This is a genomic window from Sphingobium sp. SYK-6 (genome assembly GCF_000283515.1).
Classification (GTDB): Bacteria; Pseudomonadota; Alphaproteobacteria; order Sphingomonadales; family Sphingomonadaceae; genus Sphingobium; species Sphingobium lignivorans.
Genome location: NC_015976.1, coordinates 3,648,852 through 3,664,168, shown reverse-complemented (window position 1 = coordinate 3,664,168; position 15,317 = coordinate 3,648,852). Strand labels below are relative to the sequence as shown.

Genomic DNA, 15,317 nt, shown 5'->3' with positions numbered 1-15,317 from the left:
ACAGGAAGAAGCGTCATCCCGGATCGAGTCCGGGATGACGAATGAAAATGCTGGAAAGCGCGCTTCTGGCTCCCTCGAAGTCCGGGAACTTGTCCACGCCGCCTAACCCACAGCAACACCCGACGCCGCAAGGCGCCGGTGTTCCCGTGTACGCGCTCATCGGGAACCGGCGATCGCCGGCCGGCCTTTCTGCAGCGCATAGAGCAATGCCCCGCCGACACCCGTGGCAGCCACCATCGCCAGGGTCGCGGCCGGATGCGTCCGCCCCGTCGTGAACAGGCTGAACTTTCGTCCGTGCTGCCGGCCTTCCGCCCGGCCGTCATTGCCCTGCGGCTCGTAGAGATTGCCTTCCACCGGCGGCTGGGGGCGATCCTTGTAGAGCAGCGAGTCGCGCATGCCCGTGGCGATCCGGTCGAACAGGGAGGGGAACAGCACGGCGCCCAGCACCTGGAGCTTGCCTCCCGCGCCGACCGTGATCGCGCGGCGGGGATGCTGCGCCGCATCCAGGATGGCATGGGCCACGATCTCGGGGGAATAGATCGGCTGGGGCAGGCGGGCCTCATAACCCGTCATGTTGCGGCCATGTTCCGTGAACGGCGTGCCGATCGCGCTCGGCTTGATGAGCGTGATGGAGATGGGCGCATCGTCGGCCTTCATCTCGATGCGCAGGGCGTCGGTGAAGCCCTTCACGGCATGTTTGGACGCATTATAGGCGCCCAGCAGCGGGCCGGACATGTCGCTGTTGATGGAGCCCACATTGATGATGGCGCCGCCCCCGCTCTTGCCCTTGAGGTGACGCACGGCCGCGAGCGACCCGTGGACAATGCCCCAGTAATTCGTCTCGAATATCTTGCCATGATCCTCGATCGGCGTGTCGAGCAGTTCGCTGTAGATGCCGATGCCGGCATTGTTCACCCAGCAGTCGAAGCCGCCGAAGCGGGCGATGGTCTGGTCGGCGAGGCGCTGGACCTGTTCTTCGTCGCCCACGTCGGTCACGACATAATCCGCCTTGCCGCCCTCGGCGCGGATGTCGTCGCATATTTCGCGGAGCGCTTCCTCGTCGCGCGCGGCCAGCATGACGCGGGCGCCCGCCGCGGCGGCCATGCGGGCCGTGGCGAGGCCATGGCCGGACGAGGCCCCGGTGATCACGATGACTTGCTGGTCAAGCGGCTTCAGGCGCGCTGGCATAACTGCCTCCTCTCATTGTCGCTGTGTGGATATGAACCGAACGGCACAGCGCGCGGAGGGTTCCGACGGCCCGTCGCACCACCGGGCGGCCGGTTCGCGGCACGCGCGCCCGCCTTCCTCGCTCGCCAAAAAAAAGCCGGCCCTCCAGGCGGAGGACCGGCGTGCTAGGGGAGCGTGAAGCGATTATTCTGTCATTGTTAGCGGCAGCGGCTGTCGCTCTTGTCGATGGCCCGGCCGGCAACGGCGCCCACGGCACCGCCGATGATCGTGCCGGCGGTCTTGTCGCCATTGCGGCCCGCGACTTCGTGGCCCAGCAGGCCACCGGCGATCGCGCCGATGATGGTGCCGGTCGAGCCGTCATTCTTGCAGCGATAGCGGTCGTTGTGACCATAATAACGGTTGTCGCGGGCATAGCGCGTATCGCGGTAGTTCTGGCGATAGTCGCGACGGTCGTAGCGATAGTCGCGGGCATAGTCGCCGCGATAATTATTGTAGCCACGGTCCCGCGCTGCGGCCGGTGCGGCAACGCCCAGGGAAGTCACGACCATGGTAGCGGCGGCCGTGAGGCTGATGAACTTGATGGCTTTCATGGTCTTGCTCCTTCTGTCCCGGCAAACGCTTCGTGGGATCTGGGCCACAACTCGTCTGCCATGAACATCCTTCTAGACCGATTTGCTTGAGTGGATGCTGAACGGCCGTTTTAGCTGCGGTTCAGGAACGGGGCAGCGGGAGGCCGATCGGCCAACAAGATGGTGGCCAGTCCCGCCATCTCCCGCTATTGCCCCGCCCCATGCAGCGGGTCGCGCTCATCCTGATGCTGTTCATCCTGCTCATGAACGGGCGCCACGGCAGCGATATGCCTCCCGCCACGTTCGACAGCCTCGTCGTACAGGCCCGCGCGATCCCGCTCGAGAAAGCCGGAGACGCGGCCGCCTTCGGGCCCCTGACGCTCACCGGCGCCTGGCAGCTCACCAGTCCGCACAAGGCCTTTGGCGGCATTTCCTCCCTGCTGGTCGATGATGACGGCGCCATGATCGGGCTCAGCGATACCGGCGAACTCTTCGGTTTTCGCGTCAGCGGCGCGGAGGGGAAGGGCTTCATCGAGCCGCTGCCGCGCATTGCCGCCGAGCAGCACTGGCCCGGCTGGCGCTGGGATTCGGAAAGCATGCAGCGCGATCCGGTGAGCGGGCGGATCTGGGTGGGATTCGAGGGCCTGCAGCGCATCTGTCGCTATGCACCGGATTTCCGCGCCCTGGAGGGCTGCGTCGAGCCGCCCGAGATGGCCGACTGGCCAGTGACGGGCAGCATCGAATCGCTGGTCCGCTTTGGGGACGGGCGTTTTCTGGCGATTGCGGAGATGGCGATCGGTCCTGCCGGCGCGCATGACGTCCTGCTCTGGCAAGGCGACCCGGTCGATCCGGCGACGCCGCCGCCCGTGCATCTGGGCTATCGTCCGCCCACGGGTTATCGGCCCACCGATGCGCTCTGGCTCGGCGGGGACCGGCTGCTGGTCCTCAATCGCCGCCTGACGCTGGCCGATGGCTTCACGGCGCGCCTCTCGCTCGTCACGCTGCCCCCGCTGGCGGAAGGGGCGATCCTGACCGGCAAGCCGATCGCCACGTTCGCCCCACCGGGACTTGCCGACAATTTCGAGGCGCTGGCGCTCTCCCGGCAGAATGGCCAGCCGGTCCTCTGGGTGGCGTCCGATGACAACCACCTGTTCCTGCAGCGCAGCCTGCTGATGCGCTTCGCACTGCCGGCGGGCTGGGTCAGCGACGCCCCCGCGCCCTGACGTCCCGCCTCTCCCCGCGTCCGCCGTGCCGGGCACAAACGGAAAGGGCGGCCCTTGCGGACCGCCCTTTCGGATCGTCTCGTGACGGGATTGCCGGTCAGGCGGCCTTGGCGGCCGTCTTCTTGGCGATCTCGCGCTTCAGCCGACGCACGCGAAGCGACAGCTTCTCGTCGGACGTCTTCATCAGCCAGTTGTCCAGCCCGCCGACATGCTCCACGGAGCGCAGGCCGTGCGTGGAGACGCGCAGCTTGACGCCGCGCTCCAGCGTATCGGAGATCAGTGTCACATTCTGCAGGTTGGGCAGAAAGACTCGCTTGGTCTTGTTATTGGCGTGAGACACGTTGTGGCCCACTTGGCGGCTCCGGCCGGTCAGTTCGCAGATGCGCGACATGTCAATCGATCCTGATCTGGGTTCTTACGGAAAGCGGCGCCGATAGCGGCTCAGCTGCGAATCGTCAAGGCGCTTTCCCTGACAAACCCGCTTCGTTAGGGACGGCGCATGGCCGATCCCTTCCCGCTGCCCGAGCCGATGCGCCTTGCGCTTGCCTGCGCACAGGCATCCGCGCAAGCCGGGGAAGTGCCGATCGGCGCCGTGGTGACGCAGGCGGGCCGGGTGATCGCGACCGGCGAGAATCGCAACCGGCGCGACAATGATCCCACCGCCCATGCGGAAATCATCGCGATCCGCGCCGCCTGCATCGCGCTGGGGCAAGACCGGCTGACGGGCTGCGATCTCTGGGTGACGCTGGAGCCCTGCGCCATGTGCGCCGGTGCCATTGCCCATGCCCGCATCGCGCGGCTCTATTATGGCGCCGGTGATCCCAAGGGGGGCGGGGTGGATCATGGCGCGCGGGTGTTCGCCCATCCGCAATGTCATCACCGGCCCGAGCTGTTCCCCGGGCTGGGCGAGGCGGCGTCAGCGCGCCTTCTTCGCGCCTTTTTTGCGGAGCGGCGCTGAGCTGTCCTCGTCGGGCTGCATCGGCTCGATGCGGTAGAGAGTGTAGGGCAGCTCGCCCGGGAAATCGAGCGTGACCGGGTCAAGGAAGGTGAAGCCTTCCCCGCGTGAGAGGCGCGCATAGAAGCCGCGCGGGCTGCGGCGCTGGTAGATCGTGCCTTCGGGGAAGTTCGGGCAGAACAGCAGATAGCTGGCCCCATGCGCCGCCGCGATCGCGCGGAAATTCTCCGGCGAACCGTCGAAGGCATGGTGGATATCCAGAATGGCCTTCTCGTTGCGATGATAGGGCCCGGCAATGGCGCTGTGATGCGTCGTGGCGATCAGGCGCGGGCCAAGATCGACCAGCGTGAAGATCGTCGCGGGCGGCAGCTGGTTCAGCACCTGCAGGGCCGGCAGCGTGCGGCAGCGCGCTTCGGACCGGCGCGTCGTCTGCCGCCTTGTCTGGCCCGCGTTTGCCGCTGTGCTGCCATTCCGGGCCGGGGCAGCGGAGGCGGGGGGTGGTGTCGCATTACCAGCGCGCGGCGCTTTCCCGCCTGCATTCGTCGCCGGTGCGGGCGGGGGCGCTGGCGCTGGCGACGCATTGCCGCTGTTGGCCAGCGCGCCGTTGATGATGGGGTATAGGCCGTAGGCGGAAACCAGGCAGGCCAGCAGGCCGAGGGTGATGCCGGCCGCCACACGCCCCGGCCAGCCACGCCGGCCGAGCCGGGCAACGAGCGACCATATCGCCCAGCCGACCGGCGGAATGGCGAGGAGCTGCGCGGCGGGGCCCGCGCGAATCTGCCAGAAGGTGAGGCCGATGGCGAAGGCGGTCATCAGGCCCACAATGCCCCAGGCCCACAGGCGCTCGGTGTCGCGCCGCGCGCTCCAGCATCCGGCCAGCACGCAGAGCAGGCCGGAGATTGGCAGGGCGATCATCGGCACCCAGCTCGCGCGCGCCTGCGCATAGATCGGCTTGGCCTCGCGGATATAGACCAGCCATTTGCTCTGCAGCTCGGGCGAGATCTGATAGGCCCCGGTCAGGCATTGCGGCCACATCGTCAGCGCGAAGCCGGCGACGATGGCCCCGCCGATCGACGCCGCCACGAGCCGGGCCGGCCAGCGGCGCAGCGGTAGCATGGTGAGGGCCAGCAGGATGCCGGACGCGAGGATGAGCGTGCTGGCCCACACCGGAGACAAAGCGTCGCAGACCGGCAGCCGGTTGGCATTGCTGGCGAACAGCGCATAGCCGATCGCCGTGGTGCCGCCCAGGCCAAGCGCATAGGGACGCAGCCGCCGCGCCGCGCCGTCCTTGAAGATCCAGCGCAGCGCCATGATCGCGCCGGCCCCGGCGAGATAGACCATCATCTCCATGCCGATCACCAGCGAGGCGGCACTGGATATGCCCGCCACGAGGCCGCCGCGCGTCCATTTCCGGTCCACCATCCCGGCCAGCGTGGCGGCCGTCAGCGCGAGTTGCCAGCCATGGTGGTCGACGCGCAGCGGCATGTACATGCCAAGGCCCATATTGGCGGCGAGCGGCAGCAGCATGGCCGCGAACCAGCCGTGCGCGCGCCCGTTGGCGGAGAGGCGCCGCGTGATGAAGGCAAGCGAGAACATCAGCACGAGAAGCGGGATGAGCGGCGCCACGCCCAGCGCCATCTGGTCGGCGCGGTCGGGGGCCATGAACAGCCGGAAGAACAGCATGAGCGCGGCGATCGGAAGGTCGACCAGCCGGCTCCAGTGGATGTTCGCGCCTTCGGGCGGGTTCATGCGGTGCTGGCGCAGGTCCCACCAGCTCTGGCCGTTCAGCCAGTCGCGCACCTGCAGATAGCGCATGTTGTCGTCGGTATCCCCGAGGGAGAGATAGCCGATGGCGGAGGCGTAGCGATCCAGATAGACCGCGCTGATGATGAGCCAGGCAATGACGACGATCCAGCGCCATTCCCGCTGCGCAAAGCGGTCCAGCGCCGCGAGCCAGGGGCGCAGGCGCACGCCCAGGGGCCGGGCAGCATTGTCGTGGCTTCGCCGCATCGGCTAGGGGCTTAGCCCAGTGGTTCAAAAGCGCAACGGGGCAAATCGATGAAGGGCCAGAGCCGATGACGGGCGGAGAGCGTCGCACGGGTGCCCTCTCGGGGCAGTTGCTTCGATATGTGATCGTCGGCGGGTTCGTGACCGGACTGCAGGTCGCGGTCTACTGGGCCATGGCGCGGTGGGGCGGCGTGCATCCCCAGCTCGCCAATGTCCTGGGCTATCTGGTCGCCGTGGCAAGCGGTTTCGTGCTCCACGGCCGGGTGACCTTTCGCGGCCATGGCAAGCGGGACCAGCCCGTGGCGCGCGCCGTCCGCTTCGTCACCGTCTCGCTGCTGAGCCTCGCGCTCAACGCCTTCTGGGTGTGGCTCTTCGTCGAGCGGCTGGCACTGCCGCTCTGGTCACCCGTGCCGCTCATGGCGGTGGTGACACCGGCCTTCGTCTTCCTGCTCAACCGGCATTGGGTCTTCCGGTAGGCGCACCGCGCAGGAGCCGAGGACAAATGAAAAGGGCTGCCGAAGCCTCGGCAGCCCTAACCAAGAGTCTGTCGCGTTGCCGCGAAGATTACATTGCGTTCGCCGCGTTGGTCACGGAGTTGGCCGCATTGTCCAGCGCGTTGCCAGCGTCGTTCATGGCTTCGTCAGCCGTGTTGACGACGTCGTTGGCCATCATATCCGTGTCGTTGACGACGTTGGTGGTTTCTTCCTTGGAGCAAGCAGCCAGGCCGAGCGAAGCGGCCACGACGAGCGAGAAAGCAATGGTCTTGGTCATGGGCAAACCCCTTGTTAAATCATGCCACGCAGAACGTTTGGAAGGGGTCCCCCCCTTGATGCCTGCGAGCGCGACTCGTATCGATTTGTGACGATCAGTGCAATCCCTTGCATCGGGACGACATGAACGGGGCCTGTAGCGGCTGTCCCTTGATCCCTCCGGCGACTTGGCCGATGATGGCGGCATGCAGGGGCAGATAGACCTTTTCCGCGCGCTGGCCGATCCGACCCGGCTGCGCATCGTCCACCTGCTGCGCGAGATGGAACTGGCGGTCGGGGAGATCGCGCTGGTGGTCGGCCAGAGCCAGCCCCGCGTCTCCCGCCATGTGCGCATTCTCGTCGAATCCGGGCTGGTGGACCGCCGCAAGGAGGGGAGCTGGGTGTTCCTCAGCCTGTGCCGGGAAGCAGCATCCGAGGCGCTGCTCGCCCTGCTCGACGCCGCGCCGCTGGCCGATAGCGAGCGGCTCTGGATCGATGCCGATCAGGCGCGGCTCGCCGCGGTGAGAGCGGAGCGCGCGCGCGTCGCGGAAGATTATTTTGCCAGCCATGCCGAGCAGTGGGACGCGCTGCGCTCGCTCTACGTCCCGGAGGCGCAGGTCGAATCTGCCATGGCCGCCATGCTGGGCGACGCGCCGCTGGGCCTCCTTCTGGACATCGGCACCGGCACCGGGCGGATGGCCCGCCTGTTCGCCGGTCAGGCCGCCAGCGTCGTCGCGATCGACCGCAGCGCCGAGATGCTGCGGCTGGCGCGCGGCAAGCTGCCCGAGCTGGTGGCGGACAAGGTGCGCTTCCTGGCCGGGGACTTCAATGCGTTGCCGCTCCCTTCGGCCTCGGCGGACACCGCCATTCTCCATCAGGTGCTGCATTATGCGCAGGCGCCCGAGCGCGCCATTGCGGAGATCGCGCGGACGTTGCGGGACGAGGGCCGGCTGCTGATCGTCGATTTCGCGCCGCATGAGCGCGAGGAGCTGCGTGTGCGCGATGCCCATGCGCGGCTTGGCTTTTCCGATCAGCAGATCACGACATGGTTTGCCGCGGCGGGGCTTGCGATGGAGCGGATCGAGACGCTGGCGGGCGGCGCGCTCACGGTCAAGCTGTGGCTTGGCCAGCGCCGCGCGGCGCCCGTGCGGCAATTGCGCGTCGCAGGTAGTTGAACGGGCGGGCAGTTGAGCGGGCGGCCCTTTCCGGCCGCCCTCGCGCCTCTCAGATACTCGCCAGCGGCGGGGCCATCAGCCGGTTCAGCCGCTCCTTAACCGCATGCTTCAGGCGCCTCAGGCGTTGAAGCCTCCAGATGTGCGGCAGGCGGCGTTGCTGCTCTGTCCGCAGCGCATCGTCGAGCTGACGATGGCGGTTGAGGAGTCGGAATATTTCATAGGTCATTGATCAGCCACTCCATCGGAACGCGTTCGCTTCCATGTCGGGTGACACTGGTGGCTGTGATTTCCGGCTTGGGGGTGCCAGACTGCGCACCGGTGTCACCCGATGCGGTCCGACATCACGAGCAGACGAGGGGGGATGCGTCTTGCTCGCCAGAGGGGCCCGGCCCGCAAGATCCAATTTAGTCACGGACAGGCGCTGCGCAACCGTCCCGCCGGATTTTCATCGCGGCCGCGAAGCGCTTGGGCGGAAATCCCGGCGGCAGACCCCTTTCAGCGCCGCCCCGTTCAATGCCCCAGATCGCGGGCTTCCTGATATTTGAGTTCCAGATAGCGATTGTGCACCGCCAGCTTGTCGAGGTCGCCGCTGGCGAGCTGCTGCGTCATCGTCGCGATTTCCTGCTCGATGACGGAGAGTCCCTCGACGAGCTGCGCGTCCGGCACGCGTCCGTTGCGCGGCTGGTTGCGCAGCGGCGCCGGGATGGACTGATAGCCCGTCACCAGTTCGGGCAGATGGTCGGAGAGCAGCCGGCGCACTTCCACTGCGGCCGGCTCCGCGGGGTCGAGCCTGGCCAGTTGCGGCGCCAGCGTCTCCAGCCGGTTGCCGATGGCATTGAGGATCGGGATGGCGGGCGCGGGCAGCGCCTTGCGCTGGCTGTCCAGCCAGATCTCGGTCTTGAGCGGCAGGGTCTTGAGATCGGCCTGCGCGAGCCGCCCGGGCTCCACCACCGTCTCGAGCGTGGGGATGAACGCGAAGGCGAGGCAGGCGACCAGCAGGCCCAGCACCAGCAGCACGCCGGTCGTCCCGATGCCGCCCAGCACGAAGCCGGCAATCGCCGCGCCGATGAGCACGGTCGCGACGGCGAGGATCATGCGCTTGAGGCGCGTCATCAGGTCCTTGCGGGTGCGCGCCAGCCGCCGGCTCGATCGCTCGTAGCGCGCCGCCGTGCGCGCGATCAGTTCGTTCGCCTTCTGGACGATCTCGTCGACTTCGCTCGCCATGGACGTGCCTTCACTCGATGGCGGCGAGGGGCGATGCGCCGCTGGTCACCGCTGCTGCCGCCCGGGCCTGCCCTTCGGCACGCGCGATATAGCCCTTGGACTTTTCCACCTCGCCGGAGAGCGTGTTGACCGTGGTCTTCATGGTCTCCAGCGCCTTGAGCTTGAACGTGTCGATATTGTCCATCGTGTCATAGATGTTCTGGAAGGCGCGCTGCAGCGTCTCCAGCGGGATCGTGCTGCTCGCCGCCTGCTCGTGGATCCGCGCGGTCTGCGTCTTGAGCAGTTCACCCGTGCTGTCGATGATGTTGGCGGTGGTGGTGTTGAGCGCGGTGATCTGGTCGAGCACCAGCCGCTGCCCGGCCAGCGCCTGCGCGACGGTCACGGCGGTGCGCAACGCGGAGACCGTGGTGGTGGAGGCGCGGTCGACGCCCTTGACCAGTTCCACATTGTTCTTCTTGACGAGGTCGAGCGCCAGATAGCCCTGCACCGTCACCGCCATCTGCGTGAGCAGGTCCTGCGTACGCTGGCGGACATAGAAGAGCGCGCTTTCCCGGATCGCCTTCGCCTTGGCCGGGTCGGTGGAATCAAGCTCCAGCGCTTTCTCCTCCAGCCGCGCGTCCATGCTCTTGGCGATGTGGATCATCTGCTCGAGCCGGCCCATCGTGGCCCACATGTTCTGCCGCTCGACGTCGATCGCGGCATTGTCCTTGATGAGCGTGTCCTTGCCGCTGGCGAGGCTGCCGAGGATCGAGTTGATGTGCGTCTGGCTCGACTTGTAGCTGTCGAAATAATTGCGCATCTTGTTGCCGAAGGGGATGATGCCGAAGAGCTTCTTGGGCGCCATCAGGTTGCCGCGCTTGCCGGGGTCGAGATCCTCGATCACGCGGCGCAGTTCGGCCAGGTCGGCGCCGACGCTGGCGTCGCTGTCCATCGCGCGCACCGGCCGGTCGAGGAAGCGGTTGGAGTGCCCGGCCGCTTCGGAGATTTCCTTGCGGCCCATATTGGTGATCTGGTCCACCTTCGCGCCGAACTCGGGCGAATTGGCATCGAGCGCGGCCAGTTCCTCGACGAAACTGTCGACCTTCTCGTCCAGCTTGCTGCGCTTCTCGTCCTCGATCGGCACGAGCCCCGCGGCTTTCGCAGGCGCCACCACGGGCACCGGCTCGGGCGGTGTCAGGTCCAGCTTGTCCTCGGTCTTCGTCGCGGTCGTCGCCATCATGGTCTCCTCGAGAGTGTTATATTAGATTACAACACCCATCGATCAAGTGCGTTCACTGGGGCCACAATAGCGCTCTCGCGCGCGAAAGGGGAGGGGGCGTGGCCCATGCCGCGCCTCCCTTCCCCGCACGCAGCGCGTGACCGGCCTCAGCCGGCCTTGCCGCCCGACTCGATGAAGCGCTGCACGTCCAGCCGGAGCTGGTGCAGCGCCTGCGGGTTGAGATACATCATGTGGCCGCCGTCATAATATGTGAAGGTCACGTTCTTCATGAGCGCGGGCGGCAGCATGAGATGCTTGATCGCGAGTTCGGTGGTGTGGAACGGCGTCGCCATGTCGTAATAGCCGTTCAGGGACAGCACCCGCAGGTGCGGATTGATCCGCATTGCCGCCGAGAGATCGACCGAGGTATCGGCGAGGCCCTGCCGCCGGCCTTCGGGTTCGCGATGGCTGAAGTCCCAGTTGAAGTCGCCGCCCTCGCGCGCGCTGCGCCGATATTCGAGGTTCGTCTCATAGCCGAACTTGCGCGTGAGCTGGTCCATGAAGCTGCTGATGTAGATGCCGGTAATGCCGGTGCTGGAGGCATCGAACTCCGGTCCCTCGCCCGCCGCATCGGCATCGATGCCGATATAGCGGCTGTCGAAACGCCCCACCGTCTCGCGCCGGTCGCGCAGCAGCTCCTTGCGGAAGCGGCTGAGGTCGACACGCAGATTGGCGCTCTTGATGTACTCGACGGAAAGGCCCGTGAACCCGGCGAGCTGCTGCGCGATGCTGTCGAATTCCTGCGGCGCGATGTCCGATCCCTTGGCCAGCGCCGCCGCATAGGGCCCGGTGGCGAAGTCACGCGCCTGCTGGACGAAGGTGGCGAGGTCTGCGGGCCGGTTGGGGATCCGGTTGTGGTACCAGGCCGTCGCCGCATAGCTCGGCAGATAGCCCACATGGATATTGTCGAAGCCGGACTGGCGCACGCCGTAATTGAGGATGGTGGAGAGCAGCATCACCCCGTTGAGGCTCATGCCTTCGTCTTCCATGCTGTAGGCAAGCGCGCCGGCGCGCGTGGTGCCATAGCTTTCGCCAAGCACGTAGCGCGGGGAGGCCCAGCGCTTGTTGCGGGTGATGTAGCGCTTGATCGCCTTGGTGAAGGCCGCGACATCCTGGTCCACGCCGTAGAAATCGCTGCCCTTGGCATCGCCCAGCATGCGCGAATAGCCCGCGCCCGGCGCGTCGATGAAGACGAGGTCGGTGGTGCCGATAAGCGTGTCGCTGTTCGGCCCGGCCTGATAGGGCGGCGGCGGCACCGCGACCGGATCGGTCGTGTAGACCCGCTCGGGCGCAAAGGAGCCCATGCGCAGCCAGAGCGAGGACGAGCCGGGCCCGCCATTGAACAGGAACGTGATCGGGCGATTGGCGCCGGGCGCGGTATAGGCGGTGTAGAAGATGCTGTGCTGCGGCTTGCCCTTGGCATCGCGCAGGGTCAGCGTCCCCGCCGTCGCCTTGTAGCTCACCACGCGTCCGTCGACGGTGACCTTGCCGTCGTAGGATTTCTCCACTTCCTCGATGGGCGCGCTCGCCCAATGCTCCGCGATCTGCTTGGCTTCTTCCTTGGCCTGCAGCTTGGCCGGGTTGGTCTCATCGCCGGATTGGGCAAATGCGGGCTGGAACACGGCCAGAGCGGCGGCCGCGAGCAGGAAACGAAAACGCATCGATGGTCCTCACAGGCTGGGAGATGGGGAGGCGCCAGACCTTATGCCGCATTTGCGGGCAGGCAAGGGCCGGAACGAATAATCTTTCGCATGTGCAGCGCGAGGGGTGCGCCGGGTCGGCCCGCAGGGCCCGCCGGCCCGGGATGGTAAACGCTTTGGCAGGGCTTTGTGTCTAGGGTCCGTGCGGATACCCAGCCCGCATCGCCGCCAGACGCACATCGCATGGCCGGCCTTCGGGCCGTCCCATGGTCCGGCATCCCGGAGAGGTCATTGCAAAGGCGCGCGATATGCACCAGTCTCACAACTTCGGGAGGATGTCCCTGACAAGGCGCGTGGCCGAGCAAGGCGCTGGCCACGGATCGGGGGGCGCCATGGTGGATACATTTGATCTCGTCGTCATCGGGAGCGGGCCGGCTGGCCGCCGCGCCGCGGTGCAGGCCGCCAAGCTCGGCAAGTCCGTGCTGGTGGTGGAAGGGCGCAAGCGCGTGGGCGGGGTTTCCGTGCACACCGGCACCATTCCCTCCAAGACCCTGCGCGAGACGGTGCTCAATCTCACCGGCTGGCGCGAGCGGGGCTTTTACGGCCGCTCCTATCGCGTGAAGAAGGATATCGGCGGCAGCGATCTGGACCAGCGGCTGGGCAAGACGCTGGGGCATGAGGTCGACGTGCTGGAGCATCAGTTCCAGCGCAACGGCGTGCGCACCATGGAAGGCTTCGCGCGGTTCGTGGACCCGCACGGCATCATCGTCACCTCGCCGGACGAAAGCGAATTGCTGGTGCGGGGCGAGCGCTTCCTGATCGCGGTCGGCACGGCGCCGTTCCGGCCGGACGACATCCCTTTCGACGATGACATCGTCCTCGATAGCGACGTCCTCATCGAATCTCCCCGTGTGCCGCGCAGTCTGGTGGTGATCGGCGCGGGCGTCATCGGCATCGAATATGCGACCATCTTCTCCGCGCTCGACGTGCAGGTGACGCTGATCGAGCCGCGCGAGACCTTTCTCGATTTCATCGACCGCGAGATCATCGAGGAATTCGTGCATCAGCTGCGCGATCGCGGCATGACCATTCGCCTCGGCGTCAAGGTCGCCAGCATCGTCAAGGACGAGGACGGCCGGGTCGTCACCACCCTGGAGGATGGCCGCGCGATCCGCTCGGAAATGCTGCTTTATGCCGCGGGTCGGGTCGGCGCCACGGCCCGGCTTGGGCTGGAGACCTGTGGTCTCGCCGTGGACGGGCGCGGCCGCCTGCAAGTCGATCCCAAGACGTTCCAGACGGACGTGCCGCACATCTATGCCGCGGGCGACGTGATCGGCTTTCCCAGCCTCGCCTCCACCTCGATGGAGCAGGGTCGCATTGCCGCCTGCCATGCCTTCGGCCTGCCGCTGCCGCCCGCGCCCGCTTATTTCCCCTATGGCATCTACGCGGTGCCGGAGATCTCGACCGTGGGGATGAGCGAGCAGGAAGTGCGCGAGAAGAAGATCCCCTATGAGTGCGGCATCGCCCGGTTCCGGGAGACCTCGCGCGGCCATATCATGGGGCTCGATTCCGGCCTCATGAAGATGATCTTCTCCATCCGCTCGCGCCGGCTGCTGGGCGTGCACATCATCGGCGAGGGCGCGACCGAACTGATCCACATCGGCCAGGCCGTGCTGAACCTCAAGGGCACGATCGACTATTTCATCGAGAACACCTTCAATTATCCCACGCTCGCAGAAGCCTACAAGATCGCCGCGCTCGACGCCTGGAATCGCCTGCCGCGCACGGAAGGGGCGGCCTAGGCGGGTGGGCACATGCCGGCTTGAGAGCGAGCCGGCCCGGATCGCCTCGATACCAGCGCGATGGGTGAATCATTGTGGGTAGCCGTCAGGCGGTTTCCGGCGGAAAAATGGGACTTTCCGGTCATTCCACACCGCGCCCGCCAAGGTCGGCTTTCGTCAGAACCAGACATCACGACCGGATCGGATCCATATCCGAATATGAGCGACTTTGGTCGAAAGCCGAATGTCTGCTTTGGAATGGGGTACTGAGATAGCTGCCGTTCTTAAACCGCATCGGTACTTGTTAAGTGATTGTCATCATCGCCATGGTGGGAAGGCCACTACCTCATTCCATAAATGACTCTCAGCGTTCCTTATTAAGAAACTGCCAGAAGGCTTTTGGCATGCGCCCGTGCCTTTGCTCCGGATCGATCGCACAAATTAAACTGCGCGTTTCGCTTCCGAAAGCCTTTTGAAGGCGCTTGAACCATCGTTCCGGAGAAGAGCTCGTCCAAACTAGCCAAGTGTTTGGACTCACTTCAATCCAATCGAGAGCCATGTCGAGCACCGGCTGGATTTTCGCGGCGTCCACCTTCGTGCGTCTTGGAAGTTGCACAAGCATAAAACGTGCTTCAGCCATCAGCGGTCGCCTTGATCATCATCGGAAATCTGAGCCGCGATGTCTCGGCCGTGCGGATCTTCCTCATCTGGGGAGGGAGGTAACTCTCCCGCTTTCGAGGCAAGCGTACTTTCGAGCGCTCGTACTTCCCGCCTCACTCGCGCCACGGAGAAGATCGAAATAGCAGCTGCAATGGTGGACACGATGACCCCCGCGATTGCTATAATTTCAGTCATTGGCGACCTCCGAGGCGGCTATACAGCTTGTCGCCACAATCAATGTGCTGACAAATACTACGCCTGAAATAGTCATGTGGAGGGTGAGGGGCATTTCAGATGATTTCATCATCACGTAAAGAGCTATACCGACCACGATATTGGCGAGTGAAGCGCCCCCTAAAAAGATTCCCGTCTGTTCGCCTTTTAATTTCGCCCCTTGTATTTCGCCAGCTCCTACTGCGGACAGAGCCACGGCTAACAAGCAGAGCTCTCCCCTTCCGATGATTTCTGCAAAACCCGGGGACGGTCCCGTTCCCGTACGCGCTAGAACCATGAGATAGTCTAACCCGAGCGGTAGCAAGGAGAAGAGAATACTGAATATTAGCCAACGCAGCACTCTTGGTGACATTGACCCTCCCACCTACAACCAGAGTGCCACTATTCAAGCCCCGCTTACACCTTTTTGCGGTCTCGGCAAGTCGCAGAAAACACATCCTCTTTTAGCAATTGGGGCAGAACATTGAAAGGCGACTGTCGTCGTGCTGTAGCATTTGCAAAGTGCCAGCGCTCAGGCTCGCCTGAAACAGCAAAGTCGCTTCTAAACATAAGGAAATCGCAGTCGAATGACAACAGTTGGGCGCTTAGCCGAGCGTCCGCTGTCCAAGTTGCGAAAGACCGGTTCCGGTTACAGCGGACATTCTAGCGGCGGCG

General features: G+C 65.4%; 17 protein-coding genes. 5 read left to right on the top strand and 12 right to left on the bottom strand.

Annotated elements, in window-relative coordinates:
• Positions 1–156: 156 nt before the first annotated feature.
• Both SLG_RS16805 and SLG_RS16800 read right to left on the bottom strand, forming a co-directional pair.
• The gene (locus tag SLG_RS16805) at positions 157–1,188 is read right to left on the bottom strand and encodes an SDR family oxidoreductase (protein ID WP_014077707.1); all 1,032 of its coding nucleotides are present in this window, start codon (positions 1,186–1,188) and stop codon (positions 157–159) included.
• Positions 1,189–1,385: 197 nt separating this feature from the next.
• A complete protein-coding gene (locus SLG_RS16800) occupies positions 1,386–1,778 on the bottom strand; it encodes a glycine zipper 2TM domain-containing protein (protein WP_014077706.1) in 393 nt (130 codons plus the stop codon).
• A 200-nt stretch (positions 1,779–1,978) separates the two neighbouring features.
• Here SLG_RS16800 and SLG_RS16795 point away from each other — a divergent pair, with 200 nt between their 5' ends.
• On the top strand, positions 1,979–2,980 hold the full coding sequence (locus SLG_RS16795) for an esterase-like activity of phytase family protein (RefSeq protein ID WP_014077705.1): 1,002 nt from the start codon (positions 1,979–1,981) through the stop codon (positions 2,978–2,980).
• 97 nt (positions 2,981–3,077) lie between these two features.
• On the opposite strand, the gene rpmB is transcribed toward SLG_RS16795, so the two are convergent.
• Positions 3,078–3,371: a 50S ribosomal protein L28 gene (gene rpmB / locus SLG_RS16790; protein WP_014077704.1), complete on the bottom strand. Its 294-nt coding sequence runs from the start codon at positions 3,369–3,371 to the stop codon at positions 3,078–3,080.
• A gap of 108 nt (positions 3,372–3,479) precedes the next feature.
• Between rpmB and SLG_RS16785 the strand changes: the two genes are divergently transcribed.
• Positions 3,480–3,938 carry a nucleoside deaminase gene (locus tag SLG_RS16785; RefSeq protein WP_014077703.1) on the top strand — a complete coding sequence of 153 codons (459 nt, stop codon included), beginning with the start codon at positions 3,480–3,482 and terminating at the stop codon, positions 3,936–3,938.
• Here the strand turns inward: SLG_RS16785 and SLG_RS16780 are convergent.
• Entirely contained in the window at positions 3,897–5,945 is a 2,049-nt protein-coding gene (locus SLG_RS16780) for a hypothetical protein (protein WP_014077702.1), read from the bottom strand. The two genes, SLG_RS16785 and SLG_RS16780, sit on opposite strands and share 42 nt — an antisense overlap.
• Positions 5,946–6,010: 65 nt before the next feature.
• Here SLG_RS16780 and SLG_RS16775 point away from each other — a divergent pair, with 65 nt between their 5' ends.
• Positions 6,011–6,418: a GtrA family protein gene (locus SLG_RS16775; protein ID WP_014077701.1), complete on the top strand. Its 408-nt coding sequence runs from the start codon at positions 6,011–6,013 to the stop codon at positions 6,416–6,418.
• An 88-nt stretch (positions 6,419–6,506) separates the two neighbouring features.
• Here the strand turns inward: SLG_RS16775 and SLG_RS16770 are convergent, their stop codons facing one another.
• On the bottom strand, positions 6,507–6,713 hold the full coding sequence (locus SLG_RS16770) for a hypothetical protein (protein WP_014077700.1): 207 nt from the start codon (positions 6,711–6,713) through the stop codon (positions 6,507–6,509).
• A gap of 184 nt (positions 6,714–6,897) precedes the next feature.
• On the opposite strand from SLG_RS16770, the gene SLG_RS16765 reads away from it, so the two are divergent.
• Positions 6,898–7,866, top strand: coding sequence for an ArsR/SmtB family transcription factor (locus tag SLG_RS16765; protein WP_014077699.1), 969 nt, complete (start codon positions 6,898–6,900; stop codon positions 7,864–7,866).
• A 49-nt stretch (positions 7,867–7,915) separates the two neighbouring features.
• Here SLG_RS16765 and SLG_RS21090 read toward each other — a convergent pair whose 3' ends face one another.
• From SLG_RS21090 to SLG_RS16750, 4 genes are all read right to left on the bottom strand, one after another.
• Complete coding sequence (locus tag SLG_RS21090) at positions 7,916–8,092, bottom strand: DUF465 domain-containing protein (protein ID WP_014077698.1); 177 nt, start codon at positions 8,090–8,092, stop codon at positions 7,916–7,918.
• Positions 8,093–8,376: 284 nt separating this feature from the next.
• Positions 8,377–9,090: a hypothetical protein gene (locus tag SLG_RS16760; RefSeq protein ID WP_014077697.1), complete on the bottom strand. Its 714-nt coding sequence runs from the start codon at positions 9,088–9,090 to the stop codon at positions 8,377–8,379.
• A 10-nt stretch (positions 9,091–9,100) separates the two neighbouring features.
• Positions 9,101–10,309, bottom strand: coding sequence for a toxic anion resistance protein (locus SLG_RS16755; protein WP_041392153.1), 1,209 nt, complete (start codon positions 10,307–10,309; stop codon positions 9,101–9,103).
• A 146-nt stretch (positions 10,310–10,455) separates the two neighbouring features.
• Positions 10,456–12,009, bottom strand: coding sequence for a S10 family peptidase (locus SLG_RS16750; protein WP_014077695.1), 1,554 nt, complete (start codon positions 12,007–12,009; stop codon positions 10,456–10,458).
• 371 nt (positions 12,010–12,380) lie between these two features.
• Between SLG_RS16750 and sthA the strand changes: the two genes are divergently transcribed.
• Positions 12,381–13,790 carry a Si-specific NAD(P)(+) transhydrogenase gene (gene sthA / locus SLG_RS16745; RefSeq protein WP_014077693.1) on the top strand — a complete coding sequence of 470 codons (1,410 nt, stop codon included), beginning with the start codon at positions 12,381–12,383 and terminating at the stop codon, positions 13,788–13,790.
• A 343-nt stretch (positions 13,791–14,133) separates the two neighbouring features.
• On the opposite strand, the gene SLG_RS21540 is transcribed toward sthA, so the two are convergent.
• The 3 genes from SLG_RS21540 to SLG_RS21530 are packed head-to-tail and all read right to left on the bottom strand — an operon-like array spanning position 14,134 to position 14,868.
• Positions 14,134–14,409, bottom strand: coding sequence for a hypothetical protein (locus SLG_RS21540; RefSeq protein ID WP_148276630.1), 276 nt, complete (start codon positions 14,407–14,409; stop codon positions 14,134–14,136).
• Complete coding sequence (locus tag SLG_RS21535) at positions 14,409–14,624, bottom strand: hypothetical protein (RefSeq protein WP_148276629.1); 216 nt, start codon at positions 14,622–14,624, stop codon at positions 14,409–14,411. Before SLG_RS21535 ends, SLG_RS21540 begins: the two co-directional genes overlap by 1 nt.
• Complete coding sequence (locus tag SLG_RS21530) at positions 14,617–14,868, bottom strand: hypothetical protein (RefSeq protein ID WP_148276628.1); 252 nt, start codon at positions 14,866–14,868, stop codon at positions 14,617–14,619. The genes SLG_RS21535 and SLG_RS21530 overlap by 8 nt, the downstream gene beginning before the upstream one ends.
• Positions 14,869–15,317 lie beyond the last annotated feature (449 nt).